At 40.7% G+C, this 21,616-nt stretch carries 12 protein-coding genes, 24 tRNA genes and 3 rRNA genes; 4 read left to right on the top strand and 35 right to left on the bottom strand.

Going from position 1 to position 21,616, the window contains the following annotated elements:
* The first annotated feature begins 1 nt into the window (after nucleotide 1).
* Both MKX83_RS20030 and MKX83_RS20035 read left to right on the top strand, forming a co-directional pair.
* Entirely contained in the window at nucleotides 2-1,093 is a 1,092-nt protein-coding gene (locus MKX83_RS20030) for a GerAB/ArcD/ProY family transporter (protein WP_341057404.1), read from the top strand.
* Complete coding sequence (locus tag MKX83_RS20035) at nucleotides 1,090-2,160, top strand: Ger(x)C family spore germination protein (RefSeq protein WP_095371978.1); 1,071 nt, start codon at nucleotides 1,090-1,092, stop codon at nucleotides 2,158-2,160. The genes MKX83_RS20030 and MKX83_RS20035 overlap by 4 nt, the downstream gene beginning before the upstream one ends.
* A 42-nt stretch (nucleotides 2,161-2,202) precedes the next feature.
* Here MKX83_RS20035 and rodA read toward each other — a convergent pair whose 3' ends face one another.
* From rodA to MKX83_RS20205, 34 genes are all read right to left on the bottom strand, one after another.
* Nucleotides 2,203-3,375 carry a rod shape-determining protein RodA gene (rodA, locus tag MKX83_RS20040; RefSeq protein ID WP_095371977.1) on the bottom strand — a complete coding sequence of 391 codons (1,173 nt, stop codon included), beginning with the start codon at nucleotides 3,373-3,375 and terminating at the stop codon, nucleotides 2,203-2,205.
* 132 nt (nucleotides 3,376-3,507) lie between these two features.
* Complete coding sequence (locus tag MKX83_RS20045) at nucleotides 3,508-4,272, bottom strand: DUF4931 domain-containing protein (RefSeq protein ID WP_095371976.1); 765 nt, start codon at nucleotides 4,270-4,272, stop codon at nucleotides 3,508-3,510.
* A gap of 196 nt (nucleotides 4,273-4,468) precedes the next feature.
* Nucleotides 4,469-5,224 (bottom strand): FixH family protein, encoded by a 756-nt coding sequence (locus MKX83_RS20050; RefSeq protein WP_180316934.1) that lies wholly within the window; start codon nucleotides 5,222-5,224, stop codon nucleotides 4,469-4,471.
* Nucleotides 5,225-5,527: 303 nt separating this feature from the next.
* Nucleotides 5,528-5,601: transfer RNA gene (locus tag MKX83_RS20055), tRNA-Arg, on the bottom strand.
* A 15-nt stretch (nucleotides 5,602-5,616) separates the two neighbouring features.
* Nucleotides 5,617-5,691: transfer RNA gene (locus MKX83_RS20060), tRNA-Asn, on the bottom strand.
* A gap of 10 nt (nucleotides 5,692-5,701) precedes the next feature.
* Nucleotides 5,702-5,778, bottom strand: a tRNA-Ile gene (locus MKX83_RS20065).
* Nucleotides 5,779-5,785: 7 nt separating this feature from the next.
* Nucleotides 5,786-5,856 (bottom strand) — tRNA-Gly (locus tag MKX83_RS20070).
* A 17-nt stretch (nucleotides 5,857-5,873) separates the two neighbouring features.
* A tRNA-Leu gene (locus MKX83_RS20075) sits at nucleotides 5,874-5,955 on the bottom strand.
* A gap of 4 nt (nucleotides 5,956-5,959) precedes the next feature.
* A tRNA-Cys gene (locus MKX83_RS20080) sits at nucleotides 5,960-6,030 on the bottom strand.
* A 4-nt stretch (nucleotides 6,031-6,034) separates the two neighbouring features.
* A tRNA-Gln gene (locus MKX83_RS20085) sits at nucleotides 6,035-6,106 on the bottom strand.
* Nucleotides 6,107-6,122: 16 nt separating this feature from the next.
* Nucleotides 6,123-6,198: transfer RNA gene (locus tag MKX83_RS20090), tRNA-His, on the bottom strand.
* Between the two features lie 6 nt (nucleotides 6,199-6,204).
* Nucleotides 6,205-6,278: transfer RNA gene (locus MKX83_RS20095), tRNA-Trp, on the bottom strand.
* A gap of 3 nt (nucleotides 6,279-6,281) precedes the next feature.
* Nucleotides 6,282-6,365: transfer RNA gene (locus MKX83_RS20100), tRNA-Tyr, on the bottom strand.
* A 13-nt stretch (nucleotides 6,366-6,378) separates the two neighbouring features.
* Nucleotides 6,379-6,454 (bottom strand) — tRNA-Phe (locus tag MKX83_RS20105).
* A 19-nt stretch (nucleotides 6,455-6,473) separates the two neighbouring features.
* A tRNA-Asp gene (locus MKX83_RS20110) sits at nucleotides 6,474-6,550 on the bottom strand.
* A 3-nt stretch (nucleotides 6,551-6,553) separates the two neighbouring features.
* A tRNA-Met gene (locus MKX83_RS20115) sits at nucleotides 6,554-6,627 on the bottom strand.
* A gap of 14 nt (nucleotides 6,628-6,641) precedes the next feature.
* Nucleotides 6,642-6,734: transfer RNA gene (locus MKX83_RS20120), tRNA-Ser, on the bottom strand.
* Nucleotides 6,735-6,750: 16 nt separating this feature from the next.
* A tRNA-Met gene (locus MKX83_RS20125) sits at nucleotides 6,751-6,824 on the bottom strand.
* Nucleotides 6,825-6,850: 26 nt separating this feature from the next.
* Nucleotides 6,851-6,926: transfer RNA gene (locus MKX83_RS20130), tRNA-Ala, on the bottom strand.
* Nucleotides 6,927-6,939: 13 nt separating this feature from the next.
* A tRNA-Pro gene (locus MKX83_RS20135) sits at nucleotides 6,940-7,016 on the bottom strand.
* Nucleotides 7,017-7,024: 8 nt separating this feature from the next.
* Nucleotides 7,025-7,098: transfer RNA gene (locus MKX83_RS20140), tRNA-Arg, on the bottom strand.
* A 3-nt stretch (nucleotides 7,099-7,101) separates the two neighbouring features.
* A tRNA-Gly gene (locus tag MKX83_RS20145) sits at nucleotides 7,102-7,176 on the bottom strand.
* Between the two features lie 23 nt (nucleotides 7,177-7,199).
* Nucleotides 7,200-7,281, bottom strand: a tRNA-Leu gene (locus MKX83_RS20150).
* A 9-nt stretch (nucleotides 7,282-7,290) separates the two neighbouring features.
* Nucleotides 7,291-7,366: transfer RNA gene (locus tag MKX83_RS20155), tRNA-Lys, on the bottom strand.
* Nucleotides 7,367-7,380: 14 nt separating this feature from the next.
* Nucleotides 7,381-7,456: transfer RNA gene (locus MKX83_RS20160), tRNA-Thr, on the bottom strand.
* Between the two features lie 15 nt (nucleotides 7,457-7,471).
* Nucleotides 7,472-7,547, bottom strand: a tRNA-Val gene (locus MKX83_RS20165).
* A gap of 4 nt (nucleotides 7,548-7,551) precedes the next feature.
* Nucleotides 7,552-7,626 (bottom strand) — tRNA-Glu (locus tag MKX83_RS20170).
* A 30-nt stretch (nucleotides 7,627-7,656) separates the two neighbouring features.
* A 5S ribosomal RNA gene (rrf, locus tag MKX83_RS20175) occupies nucleotides 7,657-7,773 on the bottom strand.
* Nucleotides 7,774-8,043: 270 nt separating this feature from the next.
* Nucleotides 8,044-10,976, bottom strand: a 23S ribosomal RNA gene (locus MKX83_RS20180).
* Nucleotides 10,977-11,194: 218 nt separating this feature from the next.
* A 16S ribosomal RNA gene (locus MKX83_RS20185) occupies nucleotides 11,195-12,743 on the bottom strand.
* Together the 16S, 23S and 5S rRNA genes with 24 tRNA genes alongside form the textbook arrangement of a ribosomal RNA operon.
* 324 nt (nucleotides 12,744-13,067) lie before the next feature.
* Entirely contained in the window at nucleotides 13,068-13,847 is a 780-nt protein-coding gene (locus tag MKX83_RS20190) for an amino acid ABC transporter ATP-binding protein (protein WP_095371974.1), read from the bottom strand.
* Nucleotides 13,848-13,861: 14 nt separating this feature from the next.
* The gene (locus tag MKX83_RS20195; RefSeq protein ID WP_095371973.1) at nucleotides 13,862-15,067 is read right to left on the bottom strand and encodes an amino acid ABC transporter permease; all 1,206 of its coding nucleotides are present in this window, start codon (nucleotides 15,065-15,067) and stop codon (nucleotides 13,862-13,864) included.
* An 8-nt stretch (nucleotides 15,068-15,075) separates the two neighbouring features.
* Nucleotides 15,076-16,251: an amino acid ABC transporter permease gene (locus MKX83_RS20200; protein ID WP_411675024.1), complete on the bottom strand. Its 1,176-nt coding sequence runs from the start codon at nucleotides 16,249-16,251 to the stop codon at nucleotides 15,076-15,078.
* Between the two features lie 100 nt (nucleotides 16,252-16,351).
* On the bottom strand, nucleotides 16,352-17,425 hold the full coding sequence (locus MKX83_RS20205; protein ID WP_095371971.1) for an amino acid ABC transporter substrate-binding protein: 1,074 nt from the start codon (nucleotides 17,423-17,425) through the stop codon (nucleotides 16,352-16,354).
* A 514-nt stretch (nucleotides 17,426-17,939) separates the two neighbouring features.
* On the opposite strand from MKX83_RS20205, the gene MKX83_RS20210 reads away from it, so the two are divergent.
* Both MKX83_RS20210 and MKX83_RS20215 read left to right on the top strand, forming a co-directional pair.
* On the top strand, nucleotides 17,940-18,506 hold the full coding sequence (locus tag MKX83_RS20210) for a TetR/AcrR family transcriptional regulator (protein WP_095371970.1): 567 nt from the start codon (nucleotides 17,940-17,942) through the stop codon (nucleotides 18,504-18,506).
* A 95-nt stretch (nucleotides 18,507-18,601) separates the two neighbouring features.
* On the top strand, nucleotides 18,602-20,734 hold the full coding sequence (locus MKX83_RS20215; RefSeq protein ID WP_095371969.1) for an MMPL family transporter: 2,133 nt from the start codon (nucleotides 18,602-18,604) through the stop codon (nucleotides 20,732-20,734).
* A 259-nt stretch (nucleotides 20,735-20,993) separates the two neighbouring features.
* Here MKX83_RS20215 and MKX83_RS20220 read toward each other — a convergent pair whose 3' ends face one another.
* The gene (locus tag MKX83_RS20220; RefSeq protein ID WP_095371968.1) at nucleotides 20,994-21,596 is read right to left on the bottom strand and encodes a pyroglutamyl-peptidase I; all 603 of its coding nucleotides are present in this window, start codon (nucleotides 21,594-21,596) and stop codon (nucleotides 20,994-20,996) included.
* Nucleotides 21,597-21,616: the final 20 nt, after the last annotated feature.

Here is a 21,616-nt window from a genome sequence, read left to right on the forward strand (position 1 = left end):
TATGCAAAGCCAAACGATTCCCAATAACTTAAAAATATCTCCCTATCTCGTTTTTTATGTGATGATCGCTATGCAAATTGGCATTGGCATTCTAGGATATCAAAGAATTATTGCCGACTATGCTGGATATGATGCATGGATTTCCATTCTCATTTTAGGTGTTTATATTCATATTGTATTATGGATGATGTACAAATTATGTGAAATGGTTAATGGAGATATTATTTCCGTTCATGAATTTCTTTTTGGGCGATTCATTAGTAAAGTGGCAAGCTTCGCCTTTGTTTTATTTTATATCACTTACCTTCTTTCCTTTATATTGAATTTTATCGAAGTTATTCAAATATGGATGTTTCCAGATATAAATAATTTTGCGTTTTCGGTATTGTTCTTACTTCTATCAATATATATTGTATACGGTGGACTTAGGACAGTTGTGGGTGTTTGTTTTTTTGGAACCATTTTACCAGCCTATTTAGTATTCACATTCACCTTTACGCTAAAGTACGCTGACTTCACCCACTTATTACCGATTTGGCAACATAAAATCACCGAATTATTACAAGCTTCCTATCATATGTCACTAACTTCTGTTGGATTTGAAGCAATTTTATTTATCTATCCTTTTATTAACCAACCGCAGAAGTCGAAAAAATGGGCACATATCGGAGTCGCCACCACGACAATTTTTTATACGATATTAGCGATAATTGCTTTTGCATATTTCTCAAAAAAGCAATTAGAAAATACGATTTGGGCTACACTTTCTATGTGGCAAATGGTGCAATTTCCATTTGTTGAACGCTTTGAGTATATTGGGGTCGCCAATTGGTGTTTAATACTACTACCGAATATATGTCTCTCCCTTTGGATTGCTTCAAGGTTACTTAAAAGAGCCACTAAATTAAAACAAAGGAAAGGAGCCATACTGATTTCAACCATCTCTGTTATTATCGTTACTTTTTTTGAGAAGGGCTTAGATATTGAAAGGTTTAATCAAGTGGTTGAACTGGTGTCTGTTGCTTTTGTATTTGTTTATATTCCCTTTTTGTACTGTTTATCCCTCATTATAAAGAAGGTGAAGAAAACATGAAAAAATGGATATGTATCATTTGCTGCCTGTTTATACTTACTGGATGTGTACAAAAAAGAATAATAGATGAACTCAATATCGCAGTCGCAACTGGCTTTGACCCTGATACGAGTGATGAGCATTTGTTAAAGACAACCTTTCTTATGGAAGTATTCAACAAAGAAATGAGTGTAGAGAACAAAACTGTTACAACAACCGGTGATCTCAGGAGAGAGACACTGTATAAAGCAAACCGGCAATCACCCAATCCAATTGTAGTCGGAGGTTTAAGGCTTACATTATATAATATTGCCATTGCCGAACGTGGATTAACTGTATATGTAGACGCCTATCAACGAGATGCTTCAATTGGAAAACGAATCTACTTTGCAACCACTGATAGTAGTACGGAGGAAATTTTAACAGGTGAATATGGCCCTCAAGGGAATGGAACTTTTATTTCTGACTTAATTGAACACAATGTTGACTATGGAGATTTACCTAAAACGAACTTAACCTTATTTATGAGAGATTTTTATCAAGAAGGGAAGGATATCTTCTTACCACATATCAAAAAAATCAATGAGCAAGAAATAGAACTAGCCGGCATATCATTATTCAAAGATCATGCTGCATATAAAATTCTTCCTAGTGATAAATTATTTTATTTTAAATTACTCGTTGATCGTTATAGTAGAGGTGATTTCTCTATCGACTTGCCGGATGGTCAAAAAGTGGCTATTAAAAGTATACATTCCAACCATAAATATAAATTAGATAAAAAGGATCCAACAAACATCACCATTAAAATTAAGGTCCAAGGTAATATAAAAGAATATTCAGGAAATAATTTGGATGATAAAAAAATAAAAGAGATAACGAATTTCATCAATAAGAAAATAAAAAATGAATGTTCAGCGCTTATTCAGTCATTTCAAGAAGATAATGCCGATCCAATCGGAATAGGTAAGGTTTATAGCACAAAAATACGCAATTTTGATTATAAAGAATGGAAAAAGGGATATCCTGACTTAAACATTAAAGTTGATGCGAAGGTAATTATACTGGATACTGGTGCATCTATCTAACAGCATTAACCCGAGAATTTAAAATTCTCGGGTTTCTTTTTCCTACGAAGATCTGGAAAACATGTACCGTTTACTATGAAATCCAATTGAAAAAATTAGCCCCATAGCGAGCATATTGCCCATTAGTGAGCTTCCTCCATAACTAATGAACGGTAGTGGGATTCCTGTAATCGGTAAAACACCAATTGTCATTCCGATATTTTGAAAGACATGGAAAGTTATTAAACTAATTACCCCTACACAAACATATGTATAGAATGGCGTTCTCGTACTAATACCTATTTTAGTCAAATGATAAATCAATAAGAAAAATAAACTAACAACCACACTTGCCCCAATAAAACCGAACTCTTCTCCTATGATACTAAAAATAAAATCTGTGTGACTTTCTGGTAAGTAAACTTCTCTTGTGCCGTAGCCCTTTCCTGTTGTCTCACCAGAACCGATTGCAAGTAAGGAGCGCGTTAGTTGAAAACCTGTAGAACTTTGATAATTATAAGGATCGATCCAAGAATAAATTCGCCCCAATTGGTATTCCTTTACTCCCAAATATTTCTCCAACAACTCTGGATGCCACAATACAAAATAAAAAATACCAACAACTAAAGTTACACCTACACTTACAATAGGCGCAAGTATTTTCCAAGTGATACCTGAGATAAAAACCATTCCGAGCAAAATCGCTAAAATTACCAAGGAAGTCCCCAAATCTGGTTGTTGCATGATGAGTAACAAAGGGAACCCAGTAACAATTAGCATTTTAAATAATAGGAAAAAATCTGTTTTCACAGTTTTTAATTGTGTCTTTTGATGATGGTCATCGATGACCCTGGCTAAAGCTAATATGAGAAAAACCTTTACTAACTCAGCAGGCTGTATTTGTCCAAGACCAGGCAGCCGTATCCATGATTTCGCTCCATTAATTACAGGAGCAATACTTTCAGGTGCGACAACAAGAAACCCAAGTAGCAATAGTCCAAAACCGTAAGCATACCAAGAAATTTTCTTTAATTGTTCAGCATCTAATGTAATGACTGCTAGTATAATCCCTATTCCCACTACATACCATACAATTTGTTTTAGTAAAAAATTCTCACCGTATTGTTCAGTCGTTTGTGCACTATATATAGAAATACAGCTCACTAAAAACAATAAAAATAAAATAAGAACTAAAGTATAATCAATTCTCGATGTTGTCGTTCGTTTAGAAGTCATTAATCAATCTCCTTATGAAACAAAGGCTCTTCATTAAAAATAATCTGTGTACAATACTTCATTATATTTTTTTTAGATGAAAATCACAACAGCTACGTATATTTCTTTTTTGTAACAAAGAAAAAATGCATATTATAATTGTACATATTTACTTTGAATATCCTTCACCATCCACATGATGTTATTAGGTACTTGTGGCAAGAAATATCCGATAAAAAGAGGGCTTGTTACATATCGAGGGACAATTTTTGCAAATATTTCATTCTCGAAATGGTAAAAGAATAGATTATAGCTGTTACATGTAAAAGGAAAATCCCTCAAAATATATTTGGTTGCCATTTGAATATATTTAGCAAACGCTGCGATATCCTTTTTCTGTCCTAATTTAACATTAAATTCATAAAAACCAATACGTGGTTTATTAGATAAAGAAAATTCAGTATCACCATGTTGATCAATTAACTCTCCTACAAAATCGTCAGCCTGCACCTTATTTTGATATACGACATCATATAAACCTACAATTTGCATATGAGGATGAGCAATGCTTCCACCTGAATGAGGACCATGATTCTTGAAAAAAATCACAGATTTATATTTATCACTTTTCTCCATACTTAACCAATTGTCTAAACCAAATGTAATCAATCTGACTAAATGGTTGTCATCATACTGTGAAAGTTCCGTGTCACACTGATCTGTCTCGATTAAGACCGTTTGATGAGCATTTTCTAATACGGGATATTTATTCTCCAACCAAATGATTGGACCATCCTCCGCTATAATCTTCGTCAATTGTTCTCTCTGACAGAACGGACACACTTGTTCTTTATTCCTTATACTATTAGGTTTCTGTTTACCAATGCTTGTATTAAAAAATAAATGAGTATTTGTCATTTGTTATTCTCTCCTGATTTCAATTACTTACTTCTATTATAAAGGGCTTCTTCTTTATAGTGTGAAAGTTTGATTATGATTAGTATAAAATTCATCAATATTAAAGGCAACTTCACTTGCGTAACATGAAAACAAAAGTACATTATTAAATAAGATAAAAAAGATATTTGCATATGCAAATATCTTTCTTCTACTGTTAATTTACTATGACCTCAAATTCACTATGTTCATGTAATCCTTCATCATTTTCTACATGAACGACAATCTTGTATGTTCCATTATCAGTAAATGCATGTGCTGCTGTATACATCCCACTAGTTTCCTCTACTGCATCTACCCATGCCACCTGATGATCATCAATTGACTGAACGATTTCTAACCTCACATTTGCCTCTTCAAGTCCTTGTTCTTCTTTAGTAATATGAATATCAAATGGAGTTTCCTCATTCGTCTTAATATCAGCAGTAGGACTTATATGTATCGCTACATTTCCATCATGCTCATGTGCGCTGTGGCCTTGATTTTCTTCTTCGTTATCTATTTCAGCACTGCCTACCGCCACTTTAACTTTAGGCATAGTGTGCATACTTCTTGCGGTGACATGTGACTGAATATGATAGATAGCATCTTTTTCAAATGTATAGGATGCAACGTACTTGCCATCATTCTCGTGTTCTGCTTCTATTAATTCACCATTATCCTTTTTCCCATCTTCCCACAATTCAAATTTTACTTCATCTGCATCTTCCACAGACTCGTCTCCCTGAGTAACAGTAACTTCCAAGCGTACTTCTTCGTTCCTTTTAATCTGACTTGGTATCGAGATACTGGCATCGATTGCAGCAGGAACTGATCCTTCCCCACCACTAGAGTTTGCATCATTCTCTGCATTTCCACAAGCAGCAAGAAAAATAATCATAATTACAGAAAAGGTTGATATCCACTTCTTCATAAAAAGCCCCTCTTTCTTAAACATCTAATCTTTCTCATCTATATTACTAATAATATGTGTTAGAAAAGTGAAATAATTTGTTAATGAGAGAAATATGTAAAATAAAGAAAATATAGGTATAAAAAAAGATTTATTTGGAGAAACTTCTATTACAAGTGTAAATCCCCCTTTTTAGCTTCCATTCATGGAAGCTTTTTTTTTGTACTTATCTACAAAGCTTTCAACTAGATGCCTAGAAGCTTAATTTAAAATTAATCATACAAAAAAAGCTCATAAACCTTATAGAAGATTTAAGAGCTTTGACGCGCCTTAGAGGATTCGAACCTCTGACCCACAGCTTAGAAGGCTGTTGCTCTATCCAGCTGAGCTAAAGGCGCAAACTAAAATATGTATGGCTCCGCAGGTAGGATTCGAACCTACGACCGTTCGGTTAACAGCCGAATGCTCTACCACTGAGCTACTGCGGAATAATATAAATGGTGGGCCTAAATGGACTCGAACCATCGACCTCACGCTTATCAGGCGTGCGCTCTAACCAGCTGAGCTATAGGCCCCTATTTAAGCGGGTGAAGGGAATCGAACCCTCATCATCAGCTTGGAAGGCTGAGGTTTTACCACTAAACTACACCCGCATTTAAGAACTTCAACATACCGGTGGTCGGGGTCGAACCGACACTCCCGAAGGAACACGATTTTGAGTCGTGCGCGTCTGCCAATTCCGCCACACCGGCATAAAGGCAACACCCGGATTTGAACCGGGGATAAAGGTTTTGCAGACCTCTGCCTTACCACTTGGCTATGCTGCCATAACTGGGCTAGTAGGGTTCGAACCTACGAATGACGGAATCAAAATCCGTTGCCTTACCACTTGGCTATAGCCCAATAAAATGTTTAAAAATGGGGCGGCTGATGGGAATCGAACCCACGAATGTCGGAACCACAATCCGATGCGTTAACCACTTCGCCACAACCGCCATAATTGGCAGGGGTAGTAGGAATCGAACCCACATCAAAGGTTTTGGAGACCTTCGTTTTACCATTAAACTATACCCCTAGATGGTGGAGGGGGGCAGATTCGAACTGCCGAACCCGAAGGAGCGGATTTACAGTCCGCCGCGTTTAGCCACTTCGCTACCCCTCCAAAAAAGACTAAATGGTGGCTCAGGACGGAATCGAACCGCCGACACAAGGATTTTCAGTCCTTTGCTCTACCGACTGAGCTACTGAGCCAAAATAATAAATATGTAAATGGCGGTCCGGACGGGACTCGAACCCGCGACCTCCTGCGTGACAGGCAGGCATTCTAACCAACTGAACTACCGGACCAGATTGCGGGGGCAGGATTTGAACCTGCGACCTTCGGGTTATGAGCCCGACGAGCTACCGGACTGCTCCACCCCGCGATAATAAATATTAATGGCGGAGGAAGAGGGATTCGAACCCCCGCGGGCTTTAACACCCCTGTCGGTTTTCAAGACCGATCCCTTCAGCCAGACTTGGGTATTCCTCCATTAATAAAAAAGCAATAGCGGCGGAGGGGATCGAACCCCCGACCTCACGGGTATGAACCGTACGCTCTAGCCAGCTGAGCTACACCGCCATAAAATATATTGTTAAAAATTAAATTGGTGGAGCCTAGCGGGATCGAACCGCTGACCTCCTGCGTGCAAAGCAGGCGCTCTCCCAGCTGAGCTAAGGCCCCTAAAAAGTATTCGTGGTCGGGAAGACAGGATTCGAACCTGCGACCCCTTGGTCCCAAACCAAGTGCTCTACCAAGCTGAGCTACTTCCCGAAATAAAACGCGCCCGAGAGGAGTCGAACCCCTAACCTTTTGATCCGTAGTCAAACGCTCTATCCAATTGAGCTACGGGCGCATATGGAGCGGAAGACGGGATTCGAACCCGCGACCCTCACCTTGGCAAGGTGATGTTCTACCACTGAACTACTTCCGCAAATATTCATTATAAAATACTAATGCGGGTGAAGGGAGTCGAACCCCCACGCCTTGCGGCGCCAGATCCTAAGTCTGGTGCGTCTGCCAATTCCGCCACACCCGCAAATATAAATGGTGAGCCATGAAGGACTCGAACCTTCGACCCTCTGATTAAAAGTCAGATGCTCTACCAACTGAGCTAATGGCTCGTACAAAGGACGAGTGGTGCCGGCCAGAGGACTTGAACCCCCAACCTACTGATTACAAGTCAGTTGCTCTACCAATTGAGCTAGGCCGGCAAATAAACACAAAAATGGTGGAGGATGACGGGATCGAACCGCCGACCCTCTGCTTGTAAGGCAGATGCTCTCCCAGCTGAGCTAATCCTCCAAAATGGTGACCCCTACGGGATTCGAACCCGTGTTACCGCCGTGAAAGGGCGGTGTCTTAACCGCTTGACCAAGGGGCCAAAAAATAACCCCAAAAATTGGGGTAGTTTGCCCGGCAGCGTCCTACTCTCACAAGGGGACAGCCCCTAACTACCATCGGCGCTGAGAAGCTTAACTTCCGTGTTCGGTATGGGAACGGGTGTGACCTTCTCGCTATCGCCACCGGACTATGAAATTGTAAGGGAATCGTTCCCTCAAAACTAGGTAATGTTGAAGAAGATATTTATGAGTAATCGCCTATGCGTTGCTGATGCGACTACTTACGTAGTGCTGTCTAGCTGCGGCGGCTTGGAGCCGCCCGCATTTCGTATTGTCCAGCTACAGCGCCTAGGTGCTCGAGGTCATAAGTCAAATTTGTCATGAGGTTAAAGAACAAGCTCCTGTCAAATCTGTCTTATGCTTGTCGCACCTGTGCAAGGCGCTTTCGCTTTTCGTTTTTGGTTAAGTCCTCGATCGATTAGTATTAGTCAGCTACATGTGTCGCCACACTTCCACCTCTAACCTATCAACCTGATCATCTTTCAGGGATCTTACTAGCTTGCGCTATGGGAAATCTCATCTCGAGGGGGGCTTCATGCTTAGATGCTTTCAGCACTTATCCCTTCCGCACATAGCTACCCAGCGATGCCTTTGGCAAGACAACTGGTACACCAGCGGTGCGTCCATCCCGGTCCTCTCGTACTAAGGACAGCTCCTCTCAAATTTCCTGCGCCCACGACGGATAGGGACCGAACTGTCTCACGACGTTCTGAACCCAGCTCGCGTACCGCTTTAATGGGCGAACAGCCCAACCCTTGGGACCGACTACAGCCCCAGGATGCGATGAGCCGACATCGAGGTGCCAAACCTCCCCGTCGATGTGGACTCTTGGGGGAGATAAGCCTGTTATCCCCGGGGTAGCTTTTATCCGTTGAGCGATGGCCCTTCCATGCGGAACCACCGGATCACTAAGCCCGACTTTCGTCCCTGCTCGACTTGTAGGTCTCGCAGTCAAGCTCCCTTGTGCCTTTACACTCTACGAATGATTTCCAACCATTCTGAGGGAACCTTTGGGCGCCTCCGTTACTCTTTAGGAGGCGACCGCCCCAGTCAAACTGCCCACCTGACACTGTCTCCCATCCCGATAAGGGATGTGGGTTAGAATTTCAATACAGCCAGGGTAGTATCCCACCGACGCCTCCACCGAAGCTAGCGCTCCGGCTTCTAAGGCTCCTACCTATCCTGTACAAGCTGTACCAAAATTCAATATCAGGCTACAGTAAAGCTCCACGGGGTCTTTCCGTCCTGTCGCGGGTAACCTGCATCTTCACAGGTACTATAATTTCACCGAGTCTCTCGTTGAGACAGTGCCCAGATCGTTACGCCTTTCGTGCGGGTCGGAACTTACCCGACAAGGAATTTCGCTACCTTAGGACCGTTATAGTTACGGCCGCCGTTTACTGGGGCTTCGATTCAAAGCTTCGCGTGAGCTAACCTCTCCTCTTAACCTTCCAGCACCGGGCAGGCGTCAGCCCCTATACTTCGCCTTGCGGCTTCGCAGAGACCTGTGTTTTTGCTAAACAGTCGCCTGGGCCTATTCACTGCGGCTCATCAAGGCTTTAACACCCTAATGAGCACCCCTTCTCCCGAAGTTACGGGGTCATTTTGCCGAGTTCCTTAACGAGAGTTCTCTCGCTCACCTTAGGATTCTCTCCTCGCCTACCTGTGTCGGTTTGCGGTACGGGCACCTTATTCCTCGCTAGAGGCTTTTCTTGGCAGTGTGGAATCAAGAACTTCGGTACTAAATTTCCCTCGCTATCACAGCTCAAGGTATGTGACCATGGGATTTGCCTCATGGTCCCTCTAACTGCTTAGACGCACATCCAATAGTGCGCTTACCCTATCCTCCTGCGTCCCCCCATCACTCAAACAGAATACGGTGGTACAGGAATATCAACCTGTTGTCCATCGCCTACGCTTTTCAGCCTCGGCTTAGGTCCCGACTAACCCTGAGCGGACGAGCCTTCCTCAGGAAACCTTAGGCATTCGGTGGATGGGATTCTCACCCATCTTTCGCTACTCATACCGGCATTCTCACTTCTAAGCGCTCCACCAGTCCTTACGGTCTAGCTTCAACGCCCTTAGAACGCTCTCCTACCACTGAACATCAACGATGTTCAATCCACAGCTTCGGTGATACGTTTAGCCCCGGTACATTTTCGGCGCGGAGTCACTCGACCAGTGAGCTATTACGCACTCTTTAAATGGTGGCTGCTTCTAAGCCAACATCCTGGTTGTCTAAGCAACTCCACATCCTTTTCCACTTAACGTATACTTTGGGACCTTAGCTGGTGGTCTGGGCTGTTTCCCTCTTGACTACGGATCTTATCACTCGCAGTCTGACTCCCATGGATAAATCTTTGGCATTCGGAGTTTGTCTGAATTCGGTAACCCGATGAGGGCCCCTAGTCCAAACAGTGCTCTACCTCCAAGATTCTTACGCATGAGGCTAGCCCTAAAGCTATTTCGGAGAGAACCAGCTATCTCCAAGTTCGATTGGAATTTCTCCGCTACCCACACCTCATCCCCGCACTTTTCAACGTACGTGGGTTCGGGCCTCCATCCAGTGTTACCTGGACTTCACCCTGGACATGGGTAGATCACCTGGTTTCGGGTCTACGACCACATACTCATTCGCCCTATTCAGACTCGCTTTCGCTACGGCTCCGTCTGTCCAACTTAACCTCGCATGTAATCGTAACTCGCCGGTTCATTCTACAAAAGGCACGCTATCACCCATTAACGGGCTCTAACTACTTGTAGGCACACGGTTTCAGGATCTCTTTCACTCCCCTTCCGGGGTGCTTTTCACCTTTCCCTCACGGTACTGGTTCACTATCGGTCACTAGGGAGTATTTAGCCTTGGGAGATGGTCCTCCCTGCTTCCGACGGGATTTCTCGTGTCCCGCCGTACTCAGGATCCACTCTGGAGGGAACGAAGTTTCAACTACAGGGCTTTTACCTCCTATGGCGGGCCTTTCCAGACCTCTTCGTCTATCTCGTTCCTTTGTAACTCCGTATAGAATGTCCTACAACCCCAAGAGGCAAGCCTCTTGGTTTGGGCTAATCCCGTTTCGCTCGCCGCTACTCAGGGAATCGCGTTTGCTTTCTCTTCCTCCGGGTACTTAGATGTTTCAGTTCCCCGGGTCTGCCTTCCATACCCTATGTATTCAGGTATGGATCCTATCCCATAACGGATAGGGGGTTTCCCCATTCGGAAATCTCCGGATCAAAGCTTACTTACAGCTCCCCGAAGCATATCGGTGTTAGTCCCGTCCTTCATCGGCTCCTAGTGCCAAGGCATTCACCGTGCGCCCTTATTAACTTAACCATATGTTTGGGTTGCTTTCGCTTCCCTCACGGTTGTGTGTTTTAAAAAAGTTTAGTATCTCTACTCTATTATATAGAGAGAAAATAACTAAGATGGCGATTACTCGGTAATCTTCTTCATTACATTATCTAGTTTTCAAAGAACGATTGAATTGAGAGATTATACTCTCAAAACTGAACGAACAGTCTAACATCAAGTTAATTCCGTATATTCCTTAGAAAGGAGGTGATCCAGCCGCACCTTCCGATACGGCTACCTTGTTACGACTTCACCCCAATCATCTGTCCCACCTTAGGCGGCTGGCTCCAAAAGGTTACCCCACCGACTTCGGGTGTTACAAACTCTCGTGGTGTGACGGGCGGTGTGTACAAGGCCCGGGAACGTATTCACCGCGGCATGCTGATCCGCGATTACTAGCGATTCCGGCTTCATGTAGGCGAGTTGCAGCCTACAATCCGAACTGAGAATGGTTTTATGGGATTGGCTAAACCTCGCGGTCTTGCAGCCCTTTGTACCATCCATTGTAGCACGTGTGTAGCCCAGGTCATAAGGGGCATGATGATTTGACGTCATCCCCACCTTCCTCCGGTTTGTCACCGGCAGTCACCTTAGAGTGCCCAACTAAATGCTGGCAACTAAGATCAAGGGTTGCGCTCGTTGCGGGACTTAACCCAACATCTCACGACACGAGCTGACGACAACCATGCACCACCTGTCACTCTGTCCCCCGAAGGGGAAAGTCCTATCTCTAGGATTGTCAGAGGATGTCAAGACCTGGTAAGGTTCTTCGCGTTGCTTCGAATTAAACCACATGCTCCACCGCTTGTGCGGGCCCCCGTCAATTCCTTTGAGTTTCAACCTTGCGGTCGTACTCCCCAGGCGGAGTGCTTAATGCGTTTGCTGCAGCACTAAAGGGCGGAAACCCTCTAACACTTAGCACTCATCGTTTACGGCGTGGACTACCAGGGTATCTAATCCTGTTTGCTCCCCACGCTTTCGCGCCTCAGCGTCAGTTACAGACCAGAAAGTCGCCTTCGCCACTGGTGTTCCTCCAAATCTCTACGCATTTCACCGCTACACTTGGAATTCCACTTTCCTCTTCTGCACTCAAGTTCCCCAGTTTCCAATGACCCTCCACGGTTGAGCCGTGGGCTTTCACATCAGACTTAAGGAACCGCCTGCGCGCGCTTTACGCCCAATAATTCCGGACAACGCTTGCCACCTACGTATTACCGCGGCTGCTGGCACGTAGTTAGCCGTGGCTTTCTGGTTAGGTACCGTCAAGGTACCGGCAGTTACTCCGGTACTTGTTCTTCCCTAACAACAGAGTTTTACGATCCGAAAACCTTCATCACTCACGCGGCGTTGCTCCGTCAGACTTTCGTCCATTGCGGAAGATTCCCTACTGCTGCCTCCCGTAGGAGTCTGGGCCGTGTCTCAGTCCCAGTGTGGCCGATCACCCTCTCAGGTCGGCTACGCATCGTCGCCTTGGTGAGCCGTTACCTCACCAACTAGCTAATGCGCCGCGGGCCCATCTGTAAGTGATAGCAGAACCATCTTTCAATCTAATTATATGTATAAATAGATATTATCCGGTATTAGCCCCGGTTTCCCGGAGTTATCCCAGTCTTACAGGCAGGTTGCCCACGTGTTACTCACCCGTCCGCCGCTAATCTTTGGGAGCAAGCTCCCTCAGATTCGCTCGACTTGCATGTATTAGGCACGCCGCCAGCGTTCGTCCTGAGCCAGGATCAAACTCTCCAATAAAGTGTTTGATTAGCTCATTTGCACCTATGGTGCTTTGTTGCTGATAAATCAGCTTTTTAAAATTACGCTTGACGTTTTATGTTCGTTCAGTTTTCAAAGAACAATCTCGTTCGCTTCAGAAGCGACCTTCTTAATATATCACCCAGTGTGTTTGATGTCAATAACTTTTTTATAAAATCTTATGTAAGTTTACTGCGTCAGTAACGACTGCTTTAATATAATATCACCTGTTATTATTATTCGTCAATAACTTTTTTAAAAAAATTAATCTATTACATAAATAAAAAGGAGTCAGCACTTTCATGTTATGCTGACTCCTTTTTATTATAGTATTTGCGATAAGAACGCTTTCGTCCTTTCATGTTGTGGGTTATCAAATAATTCTACTGGTGTTCCCTCTTCCACAATTTCACCGTAATCAAATAGAACAATACGGTCAGCTACTTGGCGAGCGAATCCCATTTCATGTGTAACTACTACCATTGTCATTCCTGATTCAGCCAACGTCTTCATTACATCCAATACCTCTTTTACCATCTCAGGATCTAACGCTGAAGTCGGTTCATCAAATAACATGATTTTCGGTTGCATCGCCAGCGCTCTTGCAATAGCCACCCTTTGTTGTTGTCCACCTGAAAGTTGACCTGGATATTTATCAGCTTGTTCAGGGATACCCACCCTTTCAAGCAACTCTTTCGCGATTTGTTCAGCTTTTTGCTTCTTCCACCGCCTCACCCATATCGGTGCTAAAGAGATGTTTTTTAGAATCGTCATATGCGGAAAGAGATTAAAAGATTGAAAAACCATCCCTGTTTCTTTTCTTATTTCTTCTATATTCTTTAAATCATCAGTCAACTCAATACCATCTATCTTTATTTGTCCTTGTTGGAACTCTTCTAAAGCATTAAGGGTGCGAATAAAAGTAGATTTCCCTGAACCAGATGGCCCCAGAACAACAACAACCTCACCTTGTTTCACACTAATATTTACATCTTTTAAAACATGCAGTTGTCCAAACCATTTATTTAATCCCTTCACTTCTATTATATTTTCTCTTTTTTCAATAGGTATATCTATTTTCTCAACTCCAAATATACTTTCCATCTATATATATCCCCCTAACGCTCTCCAGCACCTAAAGTATTTTCTAATCTTCTACTTACATACGACATAAGCGAACAGAATATAAAGTAAATAAACGCGATAAACAGAAATACTTCCATGTTCTTACCTAAAAAGGCAGGATTTGCAATCACCTTTTGCCCCATCCCTAATAATTCAGTTAATCCTACAATCGCTACAAGAGAAGTATCTTTGAAAATTGAGATAAATTGACCAACACAAGCTGGAATTACAGCTTTGATAGCTTGAGGAAGAACAACAAAACCCATGGTATATGTGGAATTTAAACCTAAAGCTTGCGCTGCCTCGAATTGTCCCCTCGGGATCGATTGCAATCCACCTCTTATATTTTCAGCTAAATACGCCGCACTAAATAATGTGAAACCAACCATTGCCCTGAGGACATTACTCACGTCAATACTATTACCTAAAAAAAGCGGCAACATCAACTGAAATACAAATAGTATTGTAATTAGAGGGATCCCTCTTATCAGTTCAATATAAATGATACAAAACCATTTCACTACAGGGAGTTTACTTCGTCTTCCTAGAGCTAATAAAACTCCCAAAGGAAAAGAACAAACAATTGCCACACTTGCAATAAGTAGCGTTAACAAGAAACCTCCCCAAATATTAGAATTCACTTTTGGTAAAATACCGAAACCATTGAATAGAGAAATAACAAGCGGAATGAACAATATCCATAATAATAAAACTGGGATTTTTAGCTTCTTCACTTTTCTTCCTATTATATAAAAGAGGAAAATGAAAATAATATTCCCTACAAGAATAAGCCTCGTATTTGTTTGGATAAATGGCAGGACAAGCGAAACGAGCATTAGCCCAGCAATAACCAATGCCACATGCCTCATCACTCCTCGCCATAGCCCCCATGAGCTTCCTAAAAGAGCAGAAATGAGAAAAATAGCTACCCAAACTCTCCAAGTCTCCTCTAATGGAAATTGCCCAACCATGAGTAAACGAAAGTTCGTTTCGATAACAGTCCAATCAGCTGTGAAAATAAATTCCCCTGTATGGAAGACAACATATGAAATAATGGCAACTGACACGATAGTTAATATAATATTTGGCCAAGTACCGAATAAGTTTGTCTTTAACCAACCACCTACACCGACTGTTTTTTTAGGCGGTCCCACAACCGAAGTATCAGTAGTAACGTTTATTTGAGGTTCATTGTTCATGCTTACACCTACCTTTCAACGAGTTGTGCTTTCTTATTAAAGTAGTTCATAAATAAAGAAGTAATTAAACTAAACGTTAAATAAACAGCAATCATTATCGCAATGGCCTCTATTGGGCGCCCCGCTTGATTCATTACTGTGTTTCCGATACTTACAATCTCTTGATAACCAACTGCAACAGCCAAACTTGAATTCTTAGTTAAGTTCAAATACTGACTGGTTAAAGGTGGGATAATAATTCTAATAGCCTGTGGGAAAATCACCAATCTTAGAGCTGTTGAATTTTTTAACCCTAATGCTTTCGCAGCTTCAGACTGCCCCTTATTGACTCCATTGACCCCAGCTCGTATGATCTCTGCAATAAATGTAGATGTATAAATGACCAACCCGAGTAATATAGCGGAAAATCCAGGTGATAGGACAAAACCACCATCAAACCCATTTCCTGCAACAGACGGAGCATGGAAGGTTACTGGTGTATTTCCAGTGACTACGTAAGATATAATAGCAACCACCACGATAACGCCCAACGCCCACAATGATGGAAAAATCTTTTTCCCAGACTCGATTTGTTTCTTTAACATCAAACGATATACAAAAAAAGCAATTACCAGTGACACAAAGAATAAAATGCCCCAGAGTAAAATCCCTTGATTTTCTTCGTACCAAGGAATAGCTGTACCGCGATTTGAGAAAAGCATTGGTCCAATCTGAAGGGCTTCTTGAATTTTTGGCATTGGTAAAAACACGGCATAAAACCAAATAAAAATTTGTACAAGCAATGGTGTATTTCGAAAAATCTCGATGTACGCTCCGGCAAGTTTACTTAATAACCAGTTATTCGACATTCTCGACAACCCTACAATCAATCCAAGAATAGTCGTCAAAATGATACCAAAGAATGCAACCCTCAATGTATTAAGCATGCCTATGAGTAAAGCTTTTCCATATGTATCAGTCGGTTGATAATCAATCATCGCCTCCGAAATAGAAAACCCCGCTGTATTGGCAAGGAAATCGAACCCTAACTGTAAACCTATTTGTCTTAGTCCACTTAACGCATTGTTAATTAAAAGATATCCGAATGCTAAAACGATAATAGCAAATACTACTTGTAAGATAATTGGGATAATCTTTTTATTTCGCCAAAATGGTGGAGAAATCGACTTCTTCTGATTCGACAGTTCACTCACATCTTACACTCCCTTCTAGAGGTACCTATTTAACTAATAGTTTAAAATAGACCTGCTATAGAGAATTCTCATCAAGCAGGTCTATCTTTACTTAACGGAATGGAGGAGAGTAAAGAATTCCGCCATCAGTGTATAATGCGTTTAACCCTCTATCTAACTTGAAAATAGTATCTGCTCCAAGATTCTTCTCGAAAATTTCGCCATAATTCCCTACTTGTTTAATAATCTGGTAGGCAAAGTCATTAGGGAGCCCTAACTGTTCTCCAAGATTTCCTTCAGTTCCTAGCAATCTTCTAATTTCAGGATTTTCCGATTCTAAAAATTCATCAACATTTTTAGAATTGATGCCAAATTCTTCAGCTTGAATAGTAGCATTAACCATCCAGTTCACTGCATCAAACCACTTATCATCTCCACCTTTTACTGACGGTCCAAGTGGCTCTTTCGATAAGTTCTCTTCCAAAATCTTATGGTCATCAGGATTTTCCATAACTGCCTGCCTTGCAACTAATCCTGATTTATCTGTTGTCCATGCATCGATGCTTCCTGATTCATATGCCGCTACCACTGCATCTTGACCATCAAACACAACCGCCTCATGCTCAATACCAAGCGCCCTCATCTGATCTGCTAAGTTCAGCTCTGTTGTTGTTCCTGTATCTACACCAATACGCATACCTTTTAAATCCTCAAGAGACTCTACCCCACTGTCAGCTCTCACCATAATACCTTGCCCATCATAGAAAGTTGTTGGAGCAAAATTCAAACCAACTTCCGAATCCCGGTTTGTTGTCCATGTTGTGTTTCTAATTAACACATCAACTTCGCCTGTTTGCACAGCTGTAAATCTCTCTTGAGCAGATAAAGGTCTAAACTCAACGGCTTCGGCATCCCCTATCGCACCCGCTGCTAGTACTCGAGCGAAATCAACATCAAACCCAACGTTCTTACCACTCTCATCGATGTAGCCAAACCCTGGCAATTCATCATTCACCCCAGCAACTAGCTTCTTATTATCAATCACTTTACTAAGAATAGAACTTCCAGATGATCCATTATTTGAATCCCCGCTTTCCTTCCCCCCCGCCTCTTCATTTGAACAACCAGTTAAAGCAAGCAATACTACTAAAAATAAACTCATAAAACCAAAAGAAATTTTCTTCATAATTAACCCCCTTTATTCTGTTATTTAACAGAATTTTTAGATATTTAACAATAGTAATAGACTTACCATGTAAGATTGTCTATCACTATATGTTATATATTAACTTTATTGTTTTTTATAGTCAACATTTATATTTTAAATATTCTTAAAAATATAAATATTTAGAATTAATAAATCAACTTAAAATTTTACTAACATACTAATCTCTTCCTATACGATTGACGTCTAATCATGTTTACTTACAAATAAGAGTATTTCTTAATAATGTTTCTCGTTTAACTAACACTCATCCTAAATACCCATTCTACACATCGGATTAATAATCTTTTTTTACCAAAACGGACCACATTTCACCTTCCCCTTCTCTTCTTCCATTTTTCCGTAATTAATCCATAAAAGTAGTTTCTCAATATAACACTTTATCTTCTTTCTTTTTGCAGAAATAATGAATGAAAAAGATATAACTTTCGATTATAAATGACAAACGATTATAATATTGATGAGGTGAATAAATATGGGTAGAGATAGAAAGTTCTCCATTACAGAATTATACGAACATACACAAGCATTATTACTAGAAGTTGGATATGAAGGATTTACGTTTAGTTTACTAGCAGAAAGGCTACATGTAGCTAGAGGGACAATTTATAAGTATTTTGAAAATAAAGATGAACTTATTACAGCTTTTATGATTTATGAAATGAATCAGTTTATGAAAAAACTCGAGCAAATTGAGGAAAAAGGGGATTTTGAACGGCAATTTACTTACTTAATGGAGATTATCTTTGAAAGAACTGAGATTCAGGAATTAATCAATATTACAAAGCAAGTGAATACAACAAACGAAAAAACAGTTGCAAATCAAACTTATTTTAAGAGCATGAGTATAAATATGTATACATGCTTACAAAACTTTGTCCAATTAGGTAAGCAAGAAGGAAAGTTAAACCCCTCCTTGCCAGACACAATGATATTAGGCTTTATTTTTCAATCAGTAGCCATTCCAAATCATTTTCAGTTACCACGTGAGCAATGGGTTCAATCCATTATTGAAATGGTAAGTAACGGGATACGCACATAATAATTGACACATGTGTCACTTTGGAGCAAAATATGATAGAAGCATGGATTTTTATGATATTTACCCCAACCTAACTTGAAAGGATGTCCTATCAAATGAAAAACTTGCTCCATACTATTACTGATCGAGTAGCAACGAAAAAAGGGGCCTGGATTACCATCGTCTGTTGGCTAGTTATCGCGCTAGGGTTAGCATTTTTTGCTCCTAATGCGAAAGATTATCAAGTGGGAAGAATTGCTACTCTCCCTGAAGATAGCCAATCGATTATCGCCCAAAACAAATTAGAAAAATACTTTCCAAGCGCTGACGGTATTCCTGCCATCCTTGTCTTTCAGGATAAAAATGATGAGCAACTTGAAACCTCTGTTTTAGCAGAACAACTAAATAGCTTTAAGGATAATGACATTAAAGGAATAACTGAGGTCATTCCACTAGAACAATTACCACCTGAAGCACTCAAAGGCTTCTTTTCTGATGATCAATCCATAGCAGTTATTCCACTACAATTTGCATCTAGTATGGAAAGCGGAGATATTCAAACTTCCATTCATCAAATGCAAGATATTGTCGAAGATCAAACAGACCTAAACTTTTGGGTAACTGGACCTGCTGGCATTAGTGCAGACTCTCTTGACCTATTTTCAAGAGCTGATGTTGTCCTTATTTTATCTACTGTCGCTTTAATATTAGTCTTACTTATTGTTATTTATCGCTCACCACTGCTTGCTATCATTCCTTTATTGGCTGCTGGCTTTGTTTATGAAGTTGTTATGAAGTCATTAGGTATTTTCGGAAGCCTAGGATTAAATCTCAGTCAACAAACTATTTCGATTATGTTGATCTTGTTATTTGCAGCAGTAGTTGATTATTCACTTTTCGTATTTTCACGTTTTAGAGAAGCATTAAAAAACCATGAAAACTCTTTTGAAGCGATGAAAGTGGCCATGAGAAGCGTTGGCATGCCTGTTTTCTTCTCTGGAGGCACGGTTCTTGCCGCTATGCTTGTTCTGTTCTTTGCCGAGTTTGGTGATTATCGAAACTTCGCTCCAACTTTCGCAACAGCAATGGCGATTATCATGATCTCATCCATAACGCTCATCCCTGCGTTATTTGCGTTATTTGGCAGAAAAGCATTTTGGCCAAAAGTACCGCAAGTGGGAGACCATTCAGTGAAAGGAAGTTCTTTCTGGAGTAAGGTAGGTCAATTCGTTGTCAAAAAACCGATTGTATCAGTTGTATCTGTCGGGGTTATCTTGGTCGTTTCTGCATTAAATATTTCAAACTTAGACTATGAATTTGATACGATAAAATCTTTCCCTGAAGATATGCCATCTCGTGTCGGTTATGAAGTATTAGAAGAAAACTTCTCTAGCGGCGATCTTGCACCAACAACTGTTTTAGTTGAATCATCACAAGCATTATCTGAAGAACAAATTTCTTCTATTGTCGAACAACTTTCATCAAGGTCAGAAGTAAATGAAGTTAGACCTTCTGGGACAGCTGAAAACAATCAAGTTCTTCAACTGAGCTTGACTTTCAATGACAGTCCTTATGCGATTGAAAGTATTAATGAACTAGAAAAAATAGTAAATGAGAAAGAAGAGTTATTAGATAACAGTAATATAGATGGTGACATTTATTTTTCAGGGGAAACAGCGTCATCATTAGATGATCGTAAAGTGAACAATAATGATATCCTTTTGATTGTTACCCTTGAAACGGTCCTCATCTTCTTGCTCCTTATTGCTTTGACAAAATCGATCAAAATGCCAATCTATATGATGGGAACTATTCTCATATCATTCTTAGCAGCATTAGGATTAGGAACATTTTTAACAGAGATATTTTTCGGAATCGATGCTGTAAGTAACCGCGTTCCTTTATATGCCTTTGTATTTCTTGTCGCACTTGGAATCGATTATAATATTATGCTCGTTTCTCGCTTTCAAGAAGAAAGAAAGCACCATAGTGTCAAAGAAGCTGTTCAATTAGCTGTTTCTCATACAGGTGGAGTCATTTCTTCAGCCGGCTTGATTCTAGCCGCAACATTCGCTGTTCTAATGACACAACCTATCGAGTTACTATTTGTATTCGGATTTATTGTAGCCGTTGGAATTCTATTAGATACATTCCTTATAAGAGGTGTACTTTTACCAGGATTAATTGTTTTATTAGAGAAAGATAAACAAGGAGATAAGCAAAAATCTAAATCTGCTAATAACGGATAGAATACAAAAATTAATTTATGTTTGTACTGCCACAGATGATGTTCTGTGGCAGTTTTTATACACTGAGAATATAACAGCCAAGGAGTTCTTACTGCAAACTTTCCTTTTGAACGGTCTTCAATTAGATAAACAGCGTTTAATACTCCTCTCCCAATATAAGATATATCTTTCACTTGCCAGGCCTCTTCAGACTCTAACGCTATTCGGATTTGTTGCTTTAAATGCTAATTCAACCTAAAATCACATTAGATTCCCCTAACTACTCTAACGTTTCTATACATATTTCGATCGCCCTTGTTAAATCCTCTTGACTCCAACTAGGCAGTTTACTATTGGTCAATGCTAATCGATGAGACGCAGGAATATGAATAAACCCTGCTGGGATATTAATGTTATGTTTTTTTATATAATACAGTACTTGATACATCACATGGTTACATAAATAAGCTCCTGCTGTATTAGAAATTTTTGCAGGGAAACCATGATGATGAAGCCTTTCGATCATTTGCCTATTAGGTAGCGTAGAGAAGTAACCATCTTCGCCATCCATGTGAATAGGCTCATCCACTGGTTGAACTCCGTTATTATCAACAGGTCCATCATTTACATTAATCGCTATCCGCTCGGGCGTTATTTTATCTCTACCAGCTGCTAGCCCCATAAGTATCACGGCATCTGGATTCATTTCTTCCATTTTTGTTATAAGTGTTTGTTTTACATGTTTAAACGAGACGGGGAGCAAGGCCGTTTGCACATGATAATTCCCAATTTTTTTGCCATCTAATGCTTCCACAACTTCTGCGGTTGGATTAATTGGAAAATCTAAAAAAGGTTCAAAACCGGTTAATAATAATTTTTGCATCTATCTCACCCTTCATTATG

It is taken from the genome of Cytobacillus sp. FSL M8-0252 (assembly GCF_038007345.1).
GTDB lineage: Bacteria > Bacillota > Bacilli > Bacillales > Cytobacillaceae > Cytobacillus > Cytobacillus kochii.

Bases quoted from the DNA above. Each gene is read 5' to 3' on its own strand.
- MKX83_RS20030 (WP_341057404.1), top strand. From the start codon at position 2: ATGCAAAGCCAAACGATTCCCAATAACTTAAAAATATCTCCCTATCTC.
- rodA (WP_095371977.1), bottom strand. From the start codon at position 3,375: ATGACTTCTAAACGAACGACAACATCGAGAATTGATTATACTTTAGTT.
- MKX83_RS20045 (WP_095371976.1), bottom strand. From the start codon at position 4,272: ATGACAAATACTCATTTATTTTTTAATACAAGCATTGGTAAACAGAAA.
- MKX83_RS20220 (WP_095371968.1), bottom strand. From the start codon at position 21,596: ATGCAAAAATTATTATTAACCGGTTTTGAACCTTTTTTAGATTTTCCA.
- MKX83_RS20210 (WP_095371970.1), top strand. From the start codon at position 17,940: ATGGGTAGAGATAGAAAGTTCTCCATTACAGAATTATACGAACATACA.
- MKX83_RS20195 (WP_095371973.1), bottom strand. From the start codon at position 15,067: ATGAACAATGAACCTCAAATAAACGTTACTACTGATACTTCGGTTGTG.
- MKX83_RS20205 (WP_095371971.1), bottom strand. From the start codon at position 17,425: ATGAAGAAAATTTCTTTTGGTTTTATGAGTTTATTTTTAGTAGTATTG.
- MKX83_RS20215 (WP_095371969.1), top strand. From the start codon at position 18,602: ATGAAAAACTTGCTCCATACTATTACTGATCGAGTAGCAACGAAAAAA.
- MKX83_RS20035 (WP_095371978.1), top strand. From the start codon at position 1,090: ATGAAAAAATGGATATGTATCATTTGCTGCCTGTTTATACTTACTGGA.
- MKX83_RS20190 (WP_095371974.1), bottom strand. From the start codon at position 13,847: ATGGAAAGTATATTTGGAGTTGAGAAAATAGATATACCTATTGAAAAA.
- MKX83_RS20050 (WP_180316934.1), bottom strand. From the start codon at position 5,224: ATGAAGAAGTGGATATCAACCTTTTCTGTAATTATGATTATTTTTCTT.